We start from the raw sequence: 16,992 nt of genomic DNA on the forward strand, positions 1-16,992 counted from the left end.
TGGGGGGCGATCGGGCCGAACGCCCCCCAGGAGGATCACTTCGAGTAGAGCTCGACGATGAGCTGCTCGGTGACGGGCGTGTCGATCTGCGCCCGCTCGGGCAACTGGTGGACCAGGATGCGCAGGTTGGACTGCACGACCTGGAGCCACGCCGGGATCGGACGGTCGCCGAACGACACGCGCGCGGCCTCGAAGGGCAGCGTGGGCAGCGACTTCGGCTTCACGTCGATGATGTCGAACTTCGACACCCGGTAGCTGGGGATGTTCACCTTCTGGCCGTTGACCAGGAAGTGCCCGTGGCTGACGAGCTGGCGCGCCTGGCGACGGGTGCGCGCGAGACCCGCGCGGTACACCACGTTGTCCAGCCGCGACTCCAGGATCTGGAGCAGGTTCTCACCGGTCTTGCCGGTGCGGCGGACCGCTTCCTCGTAGTAGCGGCGGAACTGCTTCTCCAGCACGCCGTACGTGTAGCGGGCCTTCTGCTTCTCCTGCAACTGCAGGAGGTACTCGGACTCCTTGATCCGACCGCGACCGTGCTGGCCGGGCGGGTAAGGACGGCGCTCGAACGCCTGGTCCCCGCCGACGAGGTCGACCTTGAGACGGCGCGAGATGCGGGTGGCTGGTCCCGTGTAGCGAGCCATGTGTTCTTACTCCTCCCCGTGCCTCAGACCCGGCGCCGCTTGGGCGGGCGGCAGCCGTTGTGGGGCTGCGGGGTCACGTCCTGGATGGTGCCGACCTCCAGGCCGGCGGCCTGGAGCGAACGGATCGCGGTCTCGCGGCCGGAGCCGGGGCCCTTGACGAACACGTCCACCTTGCGCATGCCGTGCTCGGCGGCCTTGCGGGCGGCGTTCTCGGCGGCCATCTGCGCGGCGAACGGCGTGGACTTCCGGGAGCCCTTGAAGCCGACGTGGCCGGCGGACGCCCAGCTAATCACGTTCCCCAGCGGGTCCGTGATGGACACGATGGTGTTGTTGAACGTGCTCTTGATGTGCGCCTGGCCGTGCGAGACGTTCTTCTTTTCCTTGCGCCGGACCTTCTTGACCCCGGCGCCCGTGCGGGACTTGGGTGGCATCTCTGGGTGATCTCCTACTTAAGTTCGCGAGGTCTTACTTCTTGCCGGCCTTCTTCTTGCCCGCCACGGTCTTCTTCGGACCCTTACGAGTGCGCGCGTTCGTCTTGGTGCGCTGCCCGCGGACGGGCAGGTTGCGACGGTGGCGCAGGCCCTCGTAGCAGCCGATTTCCATCTTGCGGCGGATGTCGGCCTGAACCTCGCGGCGGAGGTCACCCTCGACCTTGAAGTGGTTCTCGATGTAGTCCCGCAACTTGGCGAGGTCGTCGTCCCCGAGGTCCTTGACGCGCAGGTCAGGGGAGATCTCGGTGGCGGTCAGCAGCTCCTTGGAGCGGGTGCGACCAATGCCGAAGATGTAGGTGAGCGCGATCTCCATCCGCTTGTCGCGGGGGAGGTCGACGCCAGCGAGTCGTGCCATACGGCGCTTGCTCCTGTCGGTTTCGCTCCAGGTCTGCTCCTCGCCCGATTCCGGGACTGACTCGCTGTGTCAGTACCGACCGCTCTCACGGCCGGTGTCCCGGCCCCGGCCTGGAGTCCGGGGGTGTGCCCTGCCCGGTGAGGGGCGGGGCAGGTGCGAAGAGGCTTGCTTGTGTGTCGCGTCCGGCGAGGACCGCGACGTCGTGCTAGGGGGCTCTGGTCAGCCCTGGCGCTGCTTGTGGCGCAGGTTCTCGCAGATCACCATGACCCGGCCGTGACGGCGGATCACCTTGCACTTGTCGCAGATCTTCTTGACGCTCGGCTGGACCTTCACGCCTGAGCTCTCCTGCTTGTCGCCAGGTGCCCACGAGGCTTCGGGGGCACCGTGGAGGTCACTTGTAGCGGTAGACGATGCGCCCGCGGGACAGGTCGTAGGGCGAGAGCTCCACGACAACCCGGTCCTCGGGGAGGATGCGGATGTAGTGCTGACGCATCTTGCCGCTGATGTGTGCCAGGACCTTGTGACCGTTCTCCAACTCGACGCGGAACATCGCGTTGGGAAGCGGTTCGATTACGCGGCCCTCGACCTCAATGGCCCCGTCCTTCTTGCCCATGTCCTCCGCGTTTCGTGACGGTGGGTACTTCACTGGTGGGTTGCGGGCACGCGCCGGCCCCGACTCCTTCAAGGCCCTCGCGAACCCTGCCAGCCGTGGAGTTGCGTCACAGGCATGGCGGAACCGGCGCTACGTGTGCGCCACCTGTCCATAGTACGCGGGTCTGCGGGTTTGCCCAAATCGACCCCGTCCGGCCGGTCCGCGGGCGGTGTCGTCGGTCACGCCCGGTCGCGGGATCTAGGGTGCGATGAGGACCAGCAGGCCCCAGAACACGGCGACCCAGACCCACCACGGGTGGAGCACGTCGCCCAGCGAGAGGCTGAGGATGCCCCACACCAGGAAGTTCACCGAGGTCACCACCAGGTAGACCGCGAACCGCTTCTTCTTCGACCGCCTGACCGGCGTGGCCGGCAGCCCTTCCCGGGGCAGGTCGGCGGTCAGGGCGGTCAGCTCGGCGTAGCTGTCCGCGGCGGCCACCAGCCGGATGCGCTCCGCGTACTCGGCGTCGGTGAGCCTCCCCTCGGCCCTGGCCCGGGAGAGTTCGTCGGCGACGGCCGCGCGGTCGTCGCGCCGGAAGTCGGTCACCTGGCCGGCCGGACGGTCACCAGCCAGACGACGCCCAGCACGGACCCGGCGGGCACCGCGACCCACAGGAACCACGGGTGCACCAGGCCCTGCCCGCCGAGCAGGCTGACCAGCAGCCAGATGGCGAAGTTGAACGCGCTCACGCTCATCCAGATCGTGGTCAGCACCCGGAGCGCGGTCTTCCCGCCGGAGCCGCGCTTGGCGACCACCGGCTTCGGCGGTGGCTCGCGGACCACGCCGGTCTGGGTGAGGGCGGTCTGCGGCAGGTCGGCGGTGAGGGCCGCCAGCTCACCCCGGGTCTTCGCCTGCCAGGTGCGCACGACCCGCTGGTCGAACTCGGCGAGGTCGAGGCTGCCATCGGCATGCGCCCGGTGGAGCCACTGCTGTACCACTTCGCGCTCGGCGTCGGAGGCCCGCATGTCCTCGGGCCGCACAGGATGCGTCACCCGTCCATGGTGGCCCGGACCGGTGGTGGCCAAGAAGGGGGCTAGCCCCCCGCTTGGGGCGGTGGCCGGCCCCCGCCGCGCCGACTGGGCCGGTCCACGGGCTGCGTCGGCCCACAGGCCAGGTCGGTCTGCCAACCGGGGTCGGTCCACCGGCCGGGTCAGTCCGCCGGTGCGGTGAGGACCCACGGGCCGTCGTCGGTGATGGCCACGCTGTGCTCCCAGTGCGCCGCCCGCGACCCGTCCGCGGTGACCACGGTCCAGCCGTCGTCCAGCTCCACGGTCCGCTCGCTGCCCAGGGTCAGCATCGGCTCGATGGCGATCGCCATGCCGACCTTCAGGCGCGGGCCCTTGCCGGGCTTGCCGTAGTTCGGCAGGAACGGGTCCATGTGCATCTTGGTGCCGATGCCGTGGCCGCCGTAGCCCTCCACGATGCCGTACTCGACGCCGTCCCGCTCGCCGGCCAGGATGGTGGCCGACTCGATGGCGAACGAGATGTCGCTGAGCCGCCCGCCCGGCACGGCCGCCTCGATGCCCGCGAGCATCGAGGCGCGGGTGGCGTCGGACAGGCTCGTCTCGGCCGCCGTCACCACGCCCACCGGCAGGGTGACGGCCGAGTCGCCGTGCCAGCCGTCCAGGATGGCGCCGCAGTCGATCGAGATGAGGTCACCCTCGGCCAGGACCTGGGTCCTGCTCGGGATCCCGTGGACGACCTGCTCGTTGACCGACGCGCAGATGCTCGCCGGGAACCCGTGGTAGCCCTTGAAGCTCGGGATCGCGCCCGCGTCCCGGATGCTCTGCTCGGCCAGCTCGTCCAGCTCGCCCGTGCTGACGCCGACCTTGGTGTGCTCGGCGAGCAGGGCCAGGGTCCGCGCCACGACCAGGCCGGCGGCCCGCATGGCCTCTAGCTGGCCGCGGCTCTTGATCTCGATCATGCGGTCGCGACCGCCCGGCACGACGTTGCGCAGAGCATGGAGGAGGCCACCGGTCACTTCTCGCCGCGCAGCGCGCGCAGCGCCCGCTCGCTGATCTCCTCCACGTCGCCGACCGCGTCGATGGTCACGACGATGCCGGAGTAGTAGTCGAGCAGCGGCGCGGTCTCCGAGCGGTACACCTGCTGGCGGTGGCGGATGACCTCTTCCTTGTCGTCCGCCCGGCCACGGGCCAGCAGGCGCTCCACGACGACGTCCTCGTCGATCCGGAACTCCAGCACGGCGTCCAGGCGGTGGCCCTCGGCGGCGAGGATCTCGCCGAGCACGCCCGCCTGGGCGGTGTTGCGCGGGAACCCGTCGAGCAGGAAGCCGTCCGCCGCGTCGGGCTGGGCCAGGCGGGCCCGGACCATCTCGTTGGTCACCTCGTCCGGCACCAGCTCGCCGGCGTCCAGGTATTCCTGGACCTCCTTGCCGAGATCGGTCTGCTGGCTGATGTGAGCGCGGAAGAGGTCCCCGGTGGAGATGTGCGGCACGCCGAGCTTGTTCTTGATCAGTTCGGCCTGAGTGCCCTTGCCCGCTCCGGGCGGGCCGACGAGAACGAGTCGCACTAGCGGAGGAACCCTTCGTAATTGCGCTGCATGAGCTGGCTCTCGATCTGCTTAACAGTGTCGAGGCCGACACCCACCATGATCAGCACCGCCGTGCCGCCGAACGGGAAGTTCTGGTTCTGCCCCTGGTCGGTGATGTCCAGGAAGAAGTTCGGCAGGATGGCGACGATGCCCAGGTAGATCGAGCCAGGCAGCGTGATCCGCCCCAGGACGAAGCGGAGGTACTCGGCGGTGGGTCGACCCGGTCGGATACCCGGGATGAACCCACCGAACTTCTTCATCTCGTCCGCACGCTCGTCCGGGTTGAACGTGATGCCGACGTAGAAGTAGGTGAAGAAGACGATCAGCAGGAAGTACAGCGCGATGTGCACCGGGCTGGACTGGGTGACCAGGTGGGTGGCGACGAAGGTCGCGAACCAGCCGGGCGCCGACCCGTCGGTCGAGGCGGTCAGCCGCGAGATCAGGTCGGGCAGGTAGAGCAGCGACGAGGCGAAGATGACCGGGATGACACCGGCCTGGTTCACCTTGAGCGGCAGGTAGGTCGAGGTGCCGCCGTACATCCGGCGGCCGATCATGCGCTTCGCGTACTGCACCGGGATGCGGCGCTGGGCCTGCTCCACGTAGATGACGCTGGCGATGATGAGCAGTGCCGCGACGCAGACCAGGAAGAAGGTCAGGCCGCCGCGGTTGAGGATGAGCTGGCCCTCGGCCGGGATGCGCGCCGCGATGCCGGTGAAGATCAGCAGCGACATGCCGTTGCCGATCCCCTTCTCGGTGATGATCTCGCCGAGCCACATGATGACGCTGGTGCCCGCGGTCATCGTCACGATCAGGACGATGAGGGTCCAGACGTCCTGCGCCGGGATGACCGGGACGTCGCAGTTCGCGAATAGCTGGCCGCGCACCGCGAGGGCCACGATGCCCGTGGACTGGAGGACCGCGAGCGCGATGGTCAGGTACCGGGTGTACTGGGTCAGCTTGCCCTGACCCGCCTGACCTTCCTTCTTCAACTGCTCGAACCGCGGGATGACCACGGTGAGGAGCTGCACGATGATGCTCGCGGTGATGTAGGGCATGATGCCCAGCGCGAAGATCGACAGGTTGAGCAGCGCGCCGCCGCTGAACAGGTTGATCAGGGAGTAGATGCCCTGCTGGTCGACCTGTTCGACACACGCTTTCACGTTCTTGAAGGAGACGCCCGGCGCGGGCATGGTCGCGCCCAGCCGGTACACCACGACGATCCCGAGTGTGAACAGGATCTTCTTCCGTAGGTCCGGCGTCGCGAGAGCCGAGCGGAATGCGCCGAGCACGCGAACCTCCATCAGCGTTGCCGCCCCGCCGGGGTCGGCATCCTGCGGTACCGGCTGTGTTGCCGGCACAGTCTTGCGGTCTTTCCGCCGGCCGCGCCGGCGGTGGCGGACGCGACGGGTAGCCGCGACCGACCCGGAGGACATCCGGGTTCAGCCCGCGACTTTAACAGCCGCTTGGCCGATCGCCGTAGTCAGTCGTCCTTCACACTTCGTACCTGATCGACTACGCCGGTTCGCAAGCCCCCGAATGGATCAAGTTCGGCCGGGGGTGGGGGTGGTGGCGGTGGTGGCGGTGGTGGCCAGCAGGCCGGCCATGGCTAGGAGGACCGTGCCGGTGCCCAGGTCCAGGCGGCGCCTGGCCTTCTTGGTGAGGTCGGCCTTGCGGATGATCGTGCCGATGGTGATGTAACCGGTGCCTGCCAGGGCTTCTGCTGCCAGGTAGACCGCGCCCAGGAGGGCCAGTTGGGTGGGGACGTCGCCTCTGGCCGGGTCCACGAACTGGGGGACGAAGGCGGTGAAGATCAACAGTGCCTTCGGGTTGGTGATCGCGGTCAGGAACTCTTTGCGTAGCGGGTGGCCCTGTTCGGGTGCTCTTTCGGGGTGTGTAGGTGTGAAGAAGATGCGTGCCGCCAGGTAGGTCAGGTAAACCACGCCCAGCCATTTGATGATCAGCAGGGCGGTGTGGGAGGCCGCCAGTACGGGGCCCAGGCCTGCTACTACTGCCGCGATCATGATCGTGAAGGCGGCTAGGCGGCCTGATAGGGCGGTGGTGGCCCTGGTTGGGCCGTGGTGTACCGCGTGGTGCAGGCCTAGGAGGTTGTTCGCTCCCGGGGTCAGGGCTACCGCCAGGGAGGCGCCGAAGAAGACTGCTAGCCACATGGGGGTGACGTTAAAAGGTGGGGCAAGTTGTTTTACGCCCTGCGCGAACGGTGGGGTTGCAGGGGGTCTCGGCGGGCGCTTGGTCGAAGTGCGTTCAAGCGTCCTCGCCGGACTGGCAGGCCGCCAAGGATGATCACAAGGGCAGGACTCGGGCGTCGTGTCATCCCCGTATGGCCTGGTCAAAGACCACCACCCTTGTCCAGGGAGCGCAAGCGAAAAGCGTGCTTGCGCTCCCTGGACAAGCGCGGTTCCCTGCGGGCAGGCCATACGGGGATGACACGCAGCCCAGCTCGGGGTGTGCGCTGCGCGCAGCCCGACCGGGAGTGTGCGCGTAGCGCGTAGCCAACCGGGGGTGTGCGCGTAGCGCGTAGCGAAAGGCCCCCGGAGCTTGAGGCTTCCGAGGGCCTTTCTGGTGGTGCTTGGTTCTGGTCTTGTCTAGAGCACCGTCGTGGTGCCGCCGGCGGCTGCGATCTTGTCGACCGCGCTGCCGGAGAACTTGTTGGCCACGACGTCCAGCTTCACGCCGTTCAGGTCTCCGTTGCCGAGGACCTTCACCAGCTCGTTCTTCCGCACCAGGCCCGCGTGGATCAGTGCGTCCACGTCGACCCGGCCGCCGTCCGGGAAGACCCGGGCCAGGTCGCCCACGTTCACGACCTGGTACTCGGTCCGGAACGGGTTGCGGAAGCCCTTCAGCTTCGGCAGGCGCATGTGCAGGGGCATCTGGCCACCTTCGAAGCGCGGGGAGACGTTCTTCCGCGCGCCGGTGCCCTTCGTGCCTCGGCCTGCCGTCTTGCCCTTCGAGCCCTCACCGCGACCGACTCGGGTCTTCGCGGTCTTGGCGCCGGGGGCCGGACGCAGGTCATGGATCTTGATGGTCACGACTGGACCTCCTCGACGACCACCAGGTGGCGCACGGCGTGGATCAGGCCGCGCACCTGCGGCGTGTCCTCGCGGACCACCGACTGGCGGATCTTGCGCAACCCCAGGGTCCGCAGGGACTCACGGTGGTTGTGCTTGCTACCGATGCTGCTCTTCACCTGGGTGACCTTGAGCTGTTGTGCCATGGGGTCACACCGCCCCTGCGCGGGCGCGGAGCATGCCGGCGGGAGCCACGTCCTCCAGGGGCAGGCCGCGGCGGGCCGCGACTTCCTCGGGACGCTGGAGGCCCTTCAGGGCCGCCACGGTGGCGTGCACGATGTTGATGGCGTTGTCGGAGCCCAGCGACTTGCTCAGCACGTCGTGGACGCCGGCGCACTCCAGCACCGCGCGGACCGCGCCACCGGCGATGACGCCGGTACCGGCCGAGGCCGGGCGCAGCAGCACCACGCCGGCCGCCTTCTCGCCCTGCACGGGGTGCGGGATCGTGCCCGCGATGCGGGGGACGCGGAAGAAGTTCTTCTTCGCCTCCTCGACACCCTTGGCGATCGCGGCCGGCACTTCCTTGGCCTTGCCGTAGCCGACACCGACCATGCCGTCGCCGTCGCCGACCACGACCAGAGCGGTGAAGCTGAAGCGACGACCACCCTTCACGACCTTGGAGACGCGGTTGATCGCAACCACGCGCTCCAGGTGCGGGGTCTTCTCCTGGGCCGCGCCGCCGCGGCCGCCGTCACGACGGTCGCGACGCTCTCCGCGCTCGCCCCCGCCGCCTTCGCGACGCGTGCGTCCTGGCATCAGGCGTCCCTCTCAATTCGGATGATGTTCGCGTTGTTGTACACGGTCAGAACTCCAGCCCTGCCTCGCGGGCAGCGTCGGCCAGAGCGGCGATCCGACCGTGGTAGGCGTTGCCGCCGCGGTCGAACACGACCTTGGTGATGCCGGCGTCCTTGGCACGGGCCGCGGCCAGTTGGCCGACCTTCGCGGCACGGGCCTTCTTGTCGCCGTCGACCGCGCGGACGTCCGCCTCCACCGAGGAGGCAGCCGCCAGGGTGTGGCCGGCCAGGTCGTCGATGATCTGCACGGTGATGTGCTTCGACGACCGGTGCACGACCAGGCGAGGACGCTCGGCGGTGCCGCTGACCTTCTTGCGCAGGCGGAAGTGACGGCGGGTCTTGGCGATGCGGCGCGTGGTCGAGATGTCCTTGCCGACCGGCTTCCGCTTGGTTGCAGTCTCGCTCATGTCACTTACCCGTCTTTCCGACCTTGCGGCGGATCTTCTCGCCCGCGTAGCGGACACCCTTGCCCTTGTACGGGTCGGGCTTGCGCAGCTTGCGGATGTTGGCGGCGACCTCGCCCACGAGCTGCTTGTCGATGCCCGACACGGAGAACCGGGTCGGGGTCTCCACCGCGAAGGTGATGCCGTCGGGGGCCTCGACCTTCACCGGGTGGCTGTAGCCGAGCGCGAACTCCAGGTCGGAGCCCTTCAGCGCGACACGGTAGCCGACCCCGTGGATTTCCATCTTCTTCTCGTAGCCCTGGGTCACGCCGATGACCATGTTCTGCACCAGGGTGCGGGACAGGCCGTGGAGCGAACGGCTCCGACGCTCGTCGTTGGGACGCTTCACCTCAAGGGTGCCGTCCTCGACCTTCTCGATGATGATCGGCTCGGCGATCGTCAGCGACAGGGTGCCCTTGGGCCCCTTCACGCTGACGGCCCGGCCCGCGATGTCCACGTCGACCCCGGAGGGGACGGTGATCGGCAGCTTTCCGATGCGCGACATGCCTAGTCCCCCTCCCTCACCAGACGTAGGCGAGGACTTCTCCGCCCACGCCCTGCTTGTTGGCCTGGCGGTCGGTCAGCAGACCGCCAGAGGTCGAAATGATCGCGACGCCGAGGCCGCCGAGGACCTTCGGCAGGTTGGTCGACTTCGCGTAGACCCGCAGACCGGGCTTGGACACGCGCCGGAGACCGGCGATGCTGCGCTCCCGGTTCGGGCCGTACTTCAGCTCGACCACCAGGTTCTTCGCAACTTCGCCCTGCTCGTCGCGGTAGCTCGCGATGTAGCCCTCGCGCTTGAGGATCTCGGCGATGTTCGCCTTCAGCTTCGAGTGCGGCATCACGACCTTGTCGTGGTAAGCCGAGTTCGCGTTCCGCAGACGCGTCAACATGTCTGCGATCGGGTCGGTCATCGTCATGGTGACCTGGTCAACCTTTCTCGCTGCGGTTCCCCAGTCAGGGTCCGAGCCTGCCTTGCGGCCGGCTGGTCGTGAGCGGGCCTACAGCGAAGTGGAATATTCGAAAAGACTGCGCCGAGCCGGGACTACCAGCTTGACTTGTTCACACCGGGCAGCTCGCCGCGGTGCGCCATCTCGCGGAGGCAGATCCGGCACAGGCCGAACTTGCGGAACACCGAGTGGGGGCGACCGCAACGCTGGCAGCGGGTGTAACCCCGCACCTTGAACTTCGGCTTGGCCGCGGCCTTGTTGACTAGCGCCTTCTTGGCCATTCTCAGTTCTCCTTGTTGCAACGCTCGGCAACGGACATCGGGTCACTGCTCCTTGAACGGGAAGCCCAGGAGCTTCAGCAGCGCCCGGCCCTCGTCGTCGTTGGTCGCGGTCGTGACCACGGTGATGTCCATACCGCGGGGACGGTCGATCGCGTCCGGGTCGATCTCGTGGAACATCGACTGCTCGTTGAGACCGAACGTGTAGTTGCCGTTGCCGTCGAACTGCTTGGCCGACAGGCCGCGGAAGTCGCGGATACGGGGCAGCGCGATGGTCAGCAGCCGGTCCAGGAACTCCCACATACGGTCGCCGCGCAGCGTGACGCGCGCACCGATCGGCATGCCCTCGCGCAGCTTGAACTGCGCGATGGACTTCCGGGCCTTGCGGACCTCGGGGCGCTGGCCGGTGATGATGGAGAGGTCCTTGACGGCGCCCTCGATCAGCTTGCCGTCGCGGGCGGCGTCGCCGACACCCATGTTGACGACGACCTTCACGACGCCCGGGATCTGCATCACGTTGCCGTACTCGAACTGCTTGCGCAGCTCCGCGACGATCTCCTCGCGGTAGCGCGTCTTCAGCCGAGGAATGGTCTTCTCAACGGTGGTCATCAGATGTCCTTCCCGTTACGACGGGAAATGCGGACCCGCTTGCCCTCGTCGTTCGTCCGGTAGCCCACCCGGGTCGGCTTGCCGTCCGAGTCGACCACCATCACGTTCGACACGTGGATGGAGGCCTCCTGGGTCACGATGCCGCCCGACTGCGCGCCGCGCTGGGTCTGCGTGATCCGGGTGTGCTTCTTGATCCGGTTGACGCCCTCGACCAGGATCCGGTTCTGCGCCGGGTAGGCCATGATGACCTTGCCGCGCGCACCCTTGTCCTTACCGGCGATGACGACGACCGTGTCGCCCTTTTTCACCTTCATCAGAGCACCTCCGGCGCCAACGAGATGATCTTCATGAACTTCTTGTCGCGCAGCTCTCGACCGACCGGGCCGAAGATGCGGGTGCCCCGCGGCTCGTTGTCGTTCTTGATGAGCACCGCGGCGTTCTCGTCGAACCGGATGTAAGAGCCGTCGGGACGGCGCTTCTCCTTGACGGTGCGGACGATGACGGCCTTGACCACGTCGCCCTTCTTCACGCCGGCGCCGGGGATGGCCTGCTTCACCGTGGCGACGATGATGTCCCCGATACCCGCGTAGCGGCGGCCCGAGCCACCGAGAACACGGATGCAGAGGATCTCCTTCGCACCGGTGTTGTCGGCGACGCGCAGCCGCGACTCCTGCTGGATCACTTACCTACTCCTTGACCATTCCTGGCCCGCCAGATTGCCGACCTGACGGGCTCGGTCCGTGGTGCCCGGTTCGGGCTTACTTGGCCTTCTCGAGGATCTCGACAAGGCGCCAGCGCTTGGTGGCCGACAGCGGCCGGGTCTCCATCAGGAGCACCCGGTCGCCGACGCCGGCGGTGTTCTGCTCGTCGTGCGCCTTCACCTTGGTGGTGGAGCGCAGGACCTTGGCGTACCGGCGGTGCTTCTTCCGGTCCTCCAGCGCGACGACGATCGTCTTGTCCATCTTGTCGGACACGACGTAGCCCTCGCGGACCTTGCGGTCGTTGCGCGTCTGGGTCTCAGTCACTTCGTTGCTCTCGGTCATGCCGCACCCTCACCAGTGGAAACCCCGTCAGGAGAGGTCGAGAGACCCAGCTCCCGCTCCCGCATCACGGTGTAGATCCGGGCGATCTCGTGCCGGACCGTCCGGAGACGGCGGTTGTTGTCCAACTGCCCGGTGGCCATCTGGAAACGGAGGTTGAACAGCTCCTCCTTCGCCTCCCTCAGGCGCAGCACGAGCTCTTCCTCGGTGAGCTCACGCAGCAACGAAGCCGCGGAACCCGCTTCAGTGCTTGCCATTGGCTAGAACTCACCACCCTCACGCGTAACGATGCGGCACTTCATCGGGAGCTTGTGGATCGCGCGGCGGAGCGCCTCGCGGGCCACCGTCTCGTTCGGGAAGCTCATCTCGAAGAGCACGCGACCCGGCTTGACGTTCGCGACCCACCACTCGGGCGAGCCCTTGCCGGAACCCATGCGGGTCTCGGCCGGCTTCTTGGTCAGCGGGCGGTCCGGGAAGATGTTGATCCAGACCTTGCCACCACGGCGGATGTGCCGCGTGATGGCGATACGCGCCGACTCGATCTGCCGGTTGGTCACGTAAGCGGGCTCCAGAGCCTGGATGCCGTACTCGCCGAAGGTGACCCTCGTGCCGCCCTTGGCAGCACCGGACCGACCGGGGTGGTGCTGCTTGCGGTGCTTAACCCTGCGCGGGATGAGCACGACTCAGCCCTCCGTCTTCTGTTCGGTCGCGGCCGGGGCGTCCGTGGCCTGTGCGTCGGCCGCGGCCCGTCCGGCCTCGGTGCTCGTCGCCGTGGTGCCGCTGGCGCCGGAACGGCGGGCCCGGTTCGGGCGGTCGCCGCGGTCGCGCCGCGGTGCGCGCTCGGCCGACGACGGCGCGGCGTCCCGCTCGCGCTTCGCGCTGATGCCACCGACGATGTCGCCCTTGTAGATCCACACCTTCACGCCGATCCGGCCGAACGTGGTGCGGGCCTCGAAGAAGCCGTAGTCGATGTCGGCGCGCAGCGTGTGCAGCGGCACGCGGCCGTCGCGGTAGTGCTCGGAGCGGGACATCTCGGCGCCGCCGAGACGGCCGCCGCACTGCACGCGGATGCCCTTCACCTGCGGCGAGCGCATGGCCGACTGGATGGCCTTGCGCATCGCGCGGCGGAAGGCCACGCGGTTGGAAAGCTGCTCGGCCACGCCCTGCGCGACGAGCTGCGCGTCCGACTCCGGGCTCTTCACCTCAAGGATGTTGAGCTGCACCTGCTTCTTGGTGAGCTTCTCCAGCTCACCGCGGATGCGGTCGGCCTCCGCGCCGCGCCGGCCGATGACGATGCCCGGCCGGGCGGTGTGGATGTCGACGCGGACCCGGTCGCGGGTGCGCTCGATCTCCACCTTGGAGATGCCGGCGCGCTCCATGCCGCGCGAGAGCAGCTTGCGGATCTTGACGTCCTCGGCCACGTACTCGGCGTACTGCTTGTCGGCGTACCAGCGGGACTTCCAGTCGGTGGTGATGCCCAGCCGGAACCCGTGTGGGTTGATCTTCTGGCCCACTACCGAGCCCCCTTCTTCGAGTCAGCGCCGGCCTTCGCGCTGGTCTTCTTCGGACGGGACTCCACCTCGACGGTGATGTGGCTCGTCCGCTTGCGGATCCGGTACGCGCGGCCCTGGGCCCGCGGGCGGAACCGCTTGAGGGTCGGGCCTTCGTCCACGTAGACCTTCGACACCCACAGGGTGTCCGGGTCCAGGGACAGGTTGTTCTCGGCGTTGGCCACGGCGCTCGCGAGCACCTTGCGGACCGGCTCACTTGCCGCCTGAGGCGCGAACTGGAGCACGGCCAAGGCTTCGCCGGCGCTACGGCCCCTGATGAGCTCGACGACGCGGCGCACCTTCATCGGCGTGTCGCGGACGTAGCGAGCCCGAGCCACGGCGCGCGGGAACTCCTGCGCCTCAGCTTCGTTACGGGCGTTCATCGCTGCTTCCCCTTGCTCTTCCTCTAGTTCGTCGCCTAGCGGCGGCGCGACTTCCGGTCGTCCTTGATGTGACCCTTGAACGTGCGCGTGGGCGCGAACTCGCCGAGCTTGTGCCCGACCATCGCCTCCGTCACGAACACCGGCACGTGCTTGCGGCCGTCGTGCACCGCGATCGTGTGGCCCAGCATGTCGGGGATGATCGTCGACCGGCGGGACCAGGTCTTGATGACGGTCTTCTTGCCCGACTCGTTGAGGACGTCCACCTTCTTGAGCAGGTGGTCGTCGACGAAGGGGCCCTTCTTAAGGCTGCGTGGCATCCTTCACTCCCTCCCTGCTCAGCGCTTCTTACCGGTGCGACGACGCCGGACGATGAGCTTGTCGCTTGCCTTGCGGCGGCGGGTACGGCCTTCGGGCTTGCCGGCCGGGTTCACCGGGTGGCGACCACCGGAGGTCTTGCCCTCACCACCGCCGTGCGGGTGGTCGACCGGGTTCATGGCGACACCGCGGACGGTGGGCTTCCTGCCCTTCCACCGCATGCGGCCCGCCTTGCCCCAGTTGATGTTCTGGTGCTCGGCGTTGCCGACCTCGCCGACCGTGGCGCGGCAGCGGACGTCCACGTTGCGGATCTCGCCCGAGGGCATCCGCAACTGGGCGTACGGGCCGTCCTTGGCGACGAGCTGCACGCTGGCGCCCGCCGAGCGGGCGATCTTCGCGCCGCCGCCGGGGCGGAGCTCGATCGCGTGCACCACGGTGCCGACCGGGATGTTGCGCAGCGGCAGGTTGTTGCCCGGCTTGATGTCGGCCTTGGGGCCGTTCTCGATCCGGTCACCCTGCTTGAGCTTGGCCGGGGCGATGATGTAGCGCTTCTCGCCGTCGACGTAGTGCAGCAGCGCGATGCGCGCGGTGCGGTTGGGGTCGTACTCGATGTGAGCGACCTTGGCCGGGACGCCGTCCTTGTCGGTGCGGCGGAAGTCGATCAGGCGGTACGCCCGCTTGTGACCGCCACCCTTGTGCCGCGTCGTGATCTTGCCCGACGCGTTGCGGCCACCGCGGCCGTGCAGCGGGCGGATCAGCGACTTCTCCGGCGTCGACCGAGTGATCTCGGCGAAGTCGGAGACGCTCGCACCGCGACGACCGGGGGTCGTCGGCTTGTACTTGCGAATGCCCATCTCTACGCAGTCCTCGTCGTCATCAGGCGGCCGGGCCGCCGAAGATCTCGATCGGCTTGCTCTCGGCGGACAGCGTCACGATGGCGCGCTTGGTGTCCTTGCGCTTGCCGAAGCCCGTCCGGGTGCGCTTGCGCTTGCCCTGGCGGTTGATCGTGTTGACGCTGACGACCTTGACGCCGAAGACCTTCTCCACGGCAATCTTGATCTGGGTCTTGTTCGAGCCGGGAGCCACCACGAAGGTGTACTTGTTCTCCTCCAGGAGCCCGTAGGACTTCTCGGAGATGACCGGCGCGAGCAGGATGTCCCTGTGGTCGGGGATCACTTCTCGTCCTCCACTTCGGACGAACCGGCGATCGCCTCGGCCGAGCCGGGGCCCTGCTGGGCCCTGCTGGCCAGGAACACGTCCAGAGCGTCCTTGGTGAACACCACGTCGTCGTTGACCAGCACGTCGTAGGTGTTCAGCTGGTCCGGGGCGATGATGTGCACGTGCGGCAGGTTGCGCAGGCTGACCCACGAGACCTCTTCGGTGCGCAACAGCACGGCCAGCACCCGGCGGGCCTCGGTCACGGAGTCCAGCACCTTGCGGGCGGTCTTGGTCGACGGGGTGTCACCCGCGACGAAGCCGCTCACCACGTGGACCTGCCCGGCGCGCGCCCGGTCGGAGAGGGCGCCGCGCAGGGCGGCGGCCTTCATCTTCTTGGGGGTGCGCTGGCTGTAGTCGCGCGGCTGGGGACCGTGCACGATGCCACCGCCGGCGAACTGCGGCGCGCGGGTCGAGCCCTGGCGGGCGCGGCCGGTGCCCTTCTGCCGGTACGGCTTCTTGCCACCGCCGGACACCTCGCCGCGGGTCTTCGTCGAGTGCGTGCCCTGGCGTGCCGCGGCGAGCTGGGCCACGACGACCTGGTGCAGCAGCGCGACGTTCGCCTGCGCGTCGAAGATCGCGGCGGGCAGCTCGACGTTGCCGTCGGTCTTGCCCTCCGGGGTGCGGATCTCAACGGAAGTCATGATCAGGCACCACCCTTCGCAGCGGTCTTGACGAACACGGTGCCGCCCTTGGGGCCGGGCACCGCGCCCTTGATGAGCAGCAGGCCGGACTCGACGTCGACCTTGTGCACCTTCAGGTTCTGGGTGGTCACGCGCACGTGGCCCATGCGGCCCGCCATGCGCACGCCCTTGAACACGCGGCCGGGCGTGGCGCAGCCGCCGATGGAGCCGGGCGAGCGGTGCTTGCGCTGGGTGCCGTGGCTCGCGCCGAGGCCGTGGAAGCCGTGGCGCTTCATCACACCAGCGGTGCCCTTGCCCTTGCTGGTGCCGACCACGTCGACCACAGCGCCGGCCTCGAACACCTCAGCGGTGACCTCCTGGCCGACCTGGTACTCGGATGCGTCCGTGGTGCGCAGCTCCGCCAACTGGCGACGGGGCGTGACCCCGGCCTTGGCGAAGTGGCCCGCGACGGGCTTCTTCACCTTGCGCGGGTCGATCGCGCCGAAGGCGAGCTGCACGGCCGAGTAGCCGTCGTTCTCCTGGGTCCGGACCTGGGTGACCACGTTCGGCTCTGCCTTGACGACGGTGACCGGGACGATCCGGTTGTTCTCGTCGAAGACCTGAGTCATGCCGAGCTTGGTGCCCAGGAGGCCCTTAACCTGCCTGTCAGACATTGGTCTCGTTACTCTCCGCGTCCAACGCTTACTGGATGTTGACGTCGACGCTCGCCGGCAGGTCGATGCGCATGAGCGCGTCCACCGTCTTCGGCGTCGGGTCGAGGATGTCGATCAGACGCTTGTGCGTGCGCATCTCGAAGTGCTCGCGCGAGTCCTTGTACTTGTGCGGCGAGCGGATGACGCAGTAGACGTTCTTCTCAGTGGGCAGCGGCACAGGCCCGACGACCCGAGCGCCGGTGCGCGTCACGGTCTCGACGATCTTGCGCGCGGACGCGTCGATCGCCTCGTGGTCGTAGGCCTTGAGCCGGATGCGGATCTTCTGTCCCGCCATGATGGCTTG

32 protein-coding genes are annotated in these 16,992 nt (G+C 68.1%); all 32 read right to left on the reverse strand.

Translation table 11 applies throughout. From position 1 onward, the window contains the following. Positions 1 to 35: 35 nt before the first annotated feature. Positions 36 to 641 (reverse strand): 30S ribosomal protein S4, encoded by a 606-nt coding sequence (gene rpsD, locus ACQPZF_RS38935; protein ID WP_433265784.1) that lies wholly within the window; start codon positions 639 to 641, stop codon positions 36 to 38. Between the two features lie 23 nt (positions 642 to 664). Further along, the gene (rpsK, locus tag ACQPZF_RS38940; RefSeq protein ID WP_015105236.1) at positions 665 to 1,072 is read right to left on the reverse strand and encodes a 30S ribosomal protein S11; all 408 of its coding nucleotides are present in this window, start codon (positions 1,070 to 1,072) and stop codon (positions 665 to 667) included. A 34-nt stretch (positions 1,073 to 1,106) separates the two neighbouring features. Then, a complete protein-coding gene (gene rpsM, locus ACQPZF_RS38945; protein WP_433265786.1) occupies positions 1,107 to 1,487 on the reverse strand; it encodes a 30S ribosomal protein S13 in 381 nt (126 codons plus the stop codon). 219 nt (positions 1,488 to 1,706) lie between these two features. Next, positions 1,707 to 1,820: a 50S ribosomal protein L36 gene (gene rpmJ / locus ACQPZF_RS38950; RefSeq protein WP_010148647.1), complete on the reverse strand. Its 114-nt coding sequence runs from the start codon at positions 1,818 to 1,820 to the stop codon at positions 1,707 to 1,709. 58 nt (positions 1,821 to 1,878) lie between these two features. After that, the gene (gene infA / locus ACQPZF_RS38955) at positions 1,879 to 2,100 is read right to left on the reverse strand and encodes a translation initiation factor IF-1 (RefSeq protein ID WP_009948665.1); all 222 of its coding nucleotides are present in this window, start codon (positions 2,098 to 2,100) and stop codon (positions 1,879 to 1,881) included. 237 nt (positions 2,101 to 2,337) lie between these two features. Next, a complete protein-coding gene (locus tag ACQPZF_RS38960) occupies positions 2,338 to 2,685 on the reverse strand; it encodes a DUF1707 domain-containing protein (protein ID WP_433265789.1) in 348 nt (115 codons plus the stop codon). Further along, entirely contained in the window at positions 2,682 to 3,131 is a 450-nt protein-coding gene (locus ACQPZF_RS38965) for a DUF1707 SHOCT-like domain-containing protein (RefSeq protein WP_433265791.1), read from the reverse strand. The genes ACQPZF_RS38960 and ACQPZF_RS38965 overlap by 4 nt, the downstream gene beginning before the upstream one ends. Positions 3,132 to 3,289: 158 nt before the next feature. Continuing rightward, a complete protein-coding gene (map, locus tag ACQPZF_RS38970) occupies positions 3,290 to 4,063 on the reverse strand; it encodes a type I methionyl aminopeptidase (protein ID WP_433265793.1) in 774 nt (257 codons plus the stop codon). A 53-nt stretch (positions 4,064 to 4,116) separates the two neighbouring features. Beyond that, positions 4,117 to 4,668 carry an adenylate kinase gene (locus ACQPZF_RS38975; protein ID WP_433265794.1) on the reverse strand — a complete coding sequence of 184 codons (552 nt, stop codon included), beginning with the start codon at positions 4,666 to 4,668 and terminating at the stop codon, positions 4,117 to 4,119. Next, positions 4,668 to 5,978: a preprotein translocase subunit SecY gene (gene secY / locus ACQPZF_RS38980; protein ID WP_433265796.1), complete on the reverse strand. Its 1,311-nt coding sequence runs from the start codon at positions 5,976 to 5,978 to the stop codon at positions 4,668 to 4,670. Before secY ends, ACQPZF_RS38975 begins: the two co-directional genes overlap by 1 nt. Positions 5,979 to 6,230: 252 nt before the next feature. Then, positions 6,231 to 6,857: a LysE family translocator gene (locus ACQPZF_RS38985; protein WP_433265798.1), complete on the reverse strand. Its 627-nt coding sequence runs from the start codon at positions 6,855 to 6,857 to the stop codon at positions 6,231 to 6,233. Between the two features lie 435 nt (positions 6,858 to 7,292). Continuing rightward, positions 7,293 to 7,736, reverse strand: a complete 444-nt coding sequence (gene rplO / locus ACQPZF_RS38990) for a 50S ribosomal protein L15 (protein ID WP_433265800.1) — start codon at positions 7,734 to 7,736, stop codon at positions 7,293 to 7,295. Continuing rightward, positions 7,733 to 7,921, reverse strand: a complete 189-nt coding sequence (gene rpmD, locus ACQPZF_RS38995) for a 50S ribosomal protein L30 (protein WP_433265802.1) — start codon at positions 7,919 to 7,921, stop codon at positions 7,733 to 7,735. Before rpmD ends, rplO begins: the two co-directional genes overlap by 4 nt. A 4-nt stretch (positions 7,922 to 7,925) precedes the next feature. Further along, positions 7,926 to 8,531, reverse strand: coding sequence for a 30S ribosomal protein S5 (rpsE, locus tag ACQPZF_RS39000; protein ID WP_015105247.1), 606 nt, complete (start codon positions 8,529 to 8,531; stop codon positions 7,926 to 7,928). A 46-nt stretch (positions 8,532 to 8,577) separates the two neighbouring features. Beyond that, entirely contained in the window at positions 8,578 to 8,976 is a 399-nt protein-coding gene (gene rplR / locus ACQPZF_RS39005; RefSeq protein WP_221455483.1) for a 50S ribosomal protein L18, read from the reverse strand. A gap of 1 nt (position 8,977) precedes the next feature. Continuing rightward, entirely contained in the window at positions 8,978 to 9,517 is a 540-nt protein-coding gene (gene rplF / locus ACQPZF_RS39010; protein ID WP_433265805.1) for a 50S ribosomal protein L6, read from the reverse strand. Positions 9,518 to 9,533: 16 nt separating this feature from the next. Continuing rightward, a complete protein-coding gene (gene rpsH / locus ACQPZF_RS39015) occupies positions 9,534 to 9,932 on the reverse strand; it encodes a 30S ribosomal protein S8 (RefSeq protein WP_184689388.1) in 399 nt (132 codons plus the stop codon). A gap of 125 nt (positions 9,933 to 10,057) precedes the next feature. Further along, entirely contained in the window at positions 10,058 to 10,243 is a 186-nt protein-coding gene (locus tag ACQPZF_RS39020) for a type Z 30S ribosomal protein S14 (protein ID WP_433265807.1), read from the reverse strand. Between the two features lie 42 nt (positions 10,244 to 10,285). Beyond that, positions 10,286 to 10,849 carry a 50S ribosomal protein L5 gene (gene rplE / locus ACQPZF_RS39025; protein WP_433265809.1) on the reverse strand — a complete coding sequence of 188 codons (564 nt, stop codon included), beginning with the start codon at positions 10,847 to 10,849 and terminating at the stop codon, positions 10,286 to 10,288. Then, the gene (gene rplX, locus ACQPZF_RS39030) at positions 10,849 to 11,163 is read right to left on the reverse strand and encodes a 50S ribosomal protein L24 (RefSeq protein ID WP_433265811.1); all 315 of its coding nucleotides are present in this window, start codon (positions 11,161 to 11,163) and stop codon (positions 10,849 to 10,851) included. Before rplX ends, rplE begins: the two co-directional genes overlap by 1 nt. Further along, positions 11,163 to 11,531, reverse strand: coding sequence for a 50S ribosomal protein L14 (rplN, locus tag ACQPZF_RS39035; protein ID WP_033436721.1), 369 nt, complete (start codon positions 11,529 to 11,531; stop codon positions 11,163 to 11,165). The genes rplX and rplN overlap by 1 nt, the downstream gene beginning before the upstream one ends. A 76-nt stretch (positions 11,532 to 11,607) precedes the next feature. After that, positions 11,608 to 11,892 (reverse strand): 30S ribosomal protein S17, encoded by a 285-nt coding sequence (gene rpsQ / locus ACQPZF_RS39040; RefSeq protein ID WP_433265814.1) that lies wholly within the window; start codon positions 11,890 to 11,892, stop codon positions 11,608 to 11,610. Further along, positions 11,889 to 12,146, reverse strand: a complete 258-nt coding sequence (gene rpmC / locus ACQPZF_RS39045; protein WP_433265816.1) for a 50S ribosomal protein L29 — start codon at positions 12,144 to 12,146, stop codon at positions 11,889 to 11,891. Before rpmC ends, rpsQ begins: the two co-directional genes overlap by 4 nt. Before the next feature lie 3 nt (positions 12,147 to 12,149). Beyond that, positions 12,150 to 12,569, reverse strand: a complete 420-nt coding sequence (rplP, locus tag ACQPZF_RS39050; protein ID WP_433265818.1) for a 50S ribosomal protein L16 — start codon at positions 12,567 to 12,569, stop codon at positions 12,150 to 12,152. A gap of 3 nt (positions 12,570 to 12,572) precedes the next feature. Beyond that, positions 12,573 to 13,403 (reverse strand): 30S ribosomal protein S3, encoded by an 831-nt coding sequence (gene rpsC / locus ACQPZF_RS39055; RefSeq protein ID WP_433265820.1) that lies wholly within the window; start codon positions 13,401 to 13,403, stop codon positions 12,573 to 12,575. Continuing rightward, entirely contained in the window at positions 13,403 to 13,822 is a 420-nt protein-coding gene (gene rplV, locus ACQPZF_RS39060) for a 50S ribosomal protein L22 (protein WP_433265822.1), read from the reverse strand. Before rplV ends, rpsC begins: the two co-directional genes overlap by 1 nt. A 35-nt stretch (positions 13,823 to 13,857) precedes the next feature. Next, positions 13,858 to 14,139 carry a 30S ribosomal protein S19 gene (gene rpsS, locus ACQPZF_RS39065; RefSeq protein WP_015105260.1) on the reverse strand — a complete coding sequence of 94 codons (282 nt, stop codon included), beginning with the start codon at positions 14,137 to 14,139 and terminating at the stop codon, positions 13,858 to 13,860. 18 nt (positions 14,140 to 14,157) lie between these two features. Beyond that, positions 14,158 to 14,991, reverse strand: a complete 834-nt coding sequence (rplB, locus tag ACQPZF_RS39070; RefSeq protein WP_433265824.1) for a 50S ribosomal protein L2 — start codon at positions 14,989 to 14,991, stop codon at positions 14,158 to 14,160. Positions 14,992 to 15,013: 22 nt separating this feature from the next. Beyond that, positions 15,014 to 15,313 (reverse strand): 50S ribosomal protein L23, encoded by a 300-nt coding sequence (gene rplW, locus ACQPZF_RS39075; RefSeq protein WP_015105262.1) that lies wholly within the window; start codon positions 15,311 to 15,313, stop codon positions 15,014 to 15,016. Continuing rightward, entirely contained in the window at positions 15,310 to 15,996 is a 687-nt protein-coding gene (gene rplD / locus ACQPZF_RS39080) for a 50S ribosomal protein L4 (protein ID WP_433265827.1), read from the reverse strand. Before rplD ends, rplW begins: the two co-directional genes overlap by 4 nt. Before the next feature lie 2 nt (positions 15,997 to 15,998). After that, positions 15,999 to 16,649: a 50S ribosomal protein L3 gene (rplC, locus tag ACQPZF_RS39085; RefSeq protein WP_433265829.1), complete on the reverse strand. Its 651-nt coding sequence runs from the start codon at positions 16,647 to 16,649 to the stop codon at positions 15,999 to 16,001. A gap of 28 nt (positions 16,650 to 16,677) precedes the next feature. Next, positions 16,678 to 16,983 carry a 30S ribosomal protein S10 gene (gene rpsJ / locus ACQPZF_RS39090; protein WP_003938093.1) on the reverse strand — a complete coding sequence of 102 codons (306 nt, stop codon included), beginning with the start codon at positions 16,981 to 16,983 and terminating at the stop codon, positions 16,678 to 16,680. Positions 16,984 to 16,992: the final 9 nt, after the last annotated feature.

Origin of the sequence: Actinosynnema sp. CS-041913 (assembly GCF_050942485.1) — a bacterium.
Classification (GTDB): domain Bacteria; phylum Actinomycetota; class Actinomycetes; order Mycobacteriales; family Pseudonocardiaceae; genus Actinosynnema.

What these genes read in the sequence shown, in the direction of transcription:
- rpsD (WP_433265784.1), bottom strand. Translation starts at nt 641, where the DNA reads ATGGCTCGCTACACGGGACCAGCCACCCGCATCTCGCGCCGTCTCAAG.
- rpsK (WP_015105236.1), bottom strand. Translation starts at nt 1,072, where the DNA reads ATGCCACCCAAGTCCCGCACGGGCGCCGGGGTCAAGAAGGTCCGGCGC.
- rpsM (WP_433265786.1), bottom strand. Translation starts at nt 1,487, where the DNA reads ATGGCACGACTCGCTGGCGTCGACCTCCCCCGCGACAAGCGGATGGAG.
- infA (WP_009948665.1), bottom strand. Translation starts at nt 2,100, where the DNA reads ATGGGCAAGAAGGACGGGGCCATTGAGGTCGAGGGCCGCGTAATCGAA.
- map (WP_433265793.1), bottom strand. Translation starts at nt 4,063, where the DNA reads ATGATCGAGATCAAGAGCCGCGGCCAGCTAGAGGCCATGCGGGCCGCC.
- ACQPZF_RS38985 (WP_433265798.1), bottom strand. Translation starts at nt 6,857, where the DNA reads ATGTGGCTAGCAGTCTTCTTCGGCGCCTCCCTGGCGGTAGCCCTGACC.
- rpmD (WP_433265802.1), bottom strand. Translation starts at nt 7,921, where the DNA reads ATGGCACAACAGCTCAAGGTCACCCAGGTGAAGAGCAGCATCGGTAGC.
- rpsE (WP_015105247.1), bottom strand. Translation starts at nt 8,531, where the DNA reads ATGCCAGGACGCACGCGTCGCGAAGGCGGCGGGGGCGAGCGCGGAGAG.
- rplR (WP_221455483.1), bottom strand. Translation starts at nt 8,976, where the DNA reads ATGAGCGAGACTGCAACCAAGCGGAAGCCGGTCGGCAAGGACATCTCG.
- rplF (WP_433265805.1), bottom strand. Translation starts at nt 9,517, where the DNA reads ATGTCGCGCATCGGAAAGCTGCCGATCACCGTCCCCTCCGGGGTCGAC.
- rpsH (WP_184689388.1), bottom strand. Translation starts at nt 9,932, where the DNA reads ATGACGATGACCGACCCGATCGCAGACATGTTGACGCGTCTGCGGAAC.
- ACQPZF_RS39020 (WP_433265807.1), bottom strand. Translation starts at nt 10,243, where the DNA reads ATGGCCAAGAAGGCGCTAGTCAACAAGGCCGCGGCCAAGCCGAAGTTC.
- rplE (WP_433265809.1), bottom strand. Translation starts at nt 10,849, where the DNA reads ATGACCACCGTTGAGAAGACCATTCCTCGGCTGAAGACGCGCTACCGC.
- rplX (WP_433265811.1), bottom strand. Translation starts at nt 11,163, where the DNA reads ATGAAGGTGAAAAAGGGCGACACGGTCGTCGTCATCGCCGGTAAGGAC.
- rpsQ (WP_433265814.1), bottom strand. Translation starts at nt 11,892, where the DNA reads ATGACCGAGAGCAACGAAGTGACTGAGACCCAGACGCGCAACGACCGC.
- rpmC (WP_433265816.1), bottom strand. Translation starts at nt 12,146, where the DNA reads ATGGCAAGCACTGAAGCGGGTTCCGCGGCTTCGTTGCTGCGTGAGCTC.
- rplV (WP_433265822.1), bottom strand. Translation starts at nt 13,822, where the DNA reads ATGAACGCCCGTAACGAAGCTGAGGCGCAGGAGTTCCCGCGCGCCGTG.
- rpsS (WP_015105260.1), bottom strand. Translation starts at nt 14,139, where the DNA reads ATGCCACGCAGCCTTAAGAAGGGCCCCTTCGTCGACGACCACCTGCTC.
- rplB (WP_433265824.1), bottom strand. Translation starts at nt 14,991, where the DNA reads ATGGGCATTCGCAAGTACAAGCCGACGACCCCCGGTCGTCGCGGTGCG.
- rplD (WP_433265827.1), bottom strand. Translation starts at nt 15,996, where the DNA reads ATGACTTCCGTTGAGATCCGCACCCCGGAGGGCAAGACCGACGGCAAC.
- rplC (WP_433265829.1), bottom strand. Translation starts at nt 16,649, where the DNA reads ATGTCTGACAGGCAGGTTAAGGGCCTCCTGGGCACCAAGCTCGGCATG.
- rpsJ (WP_003938093.1), bottom strand. Translation starts at nt 16,983, where the DNA reads ATGGCGGGACAGAAGATCCGCATCCGGCTCAAGGCCTACGACCACGAG.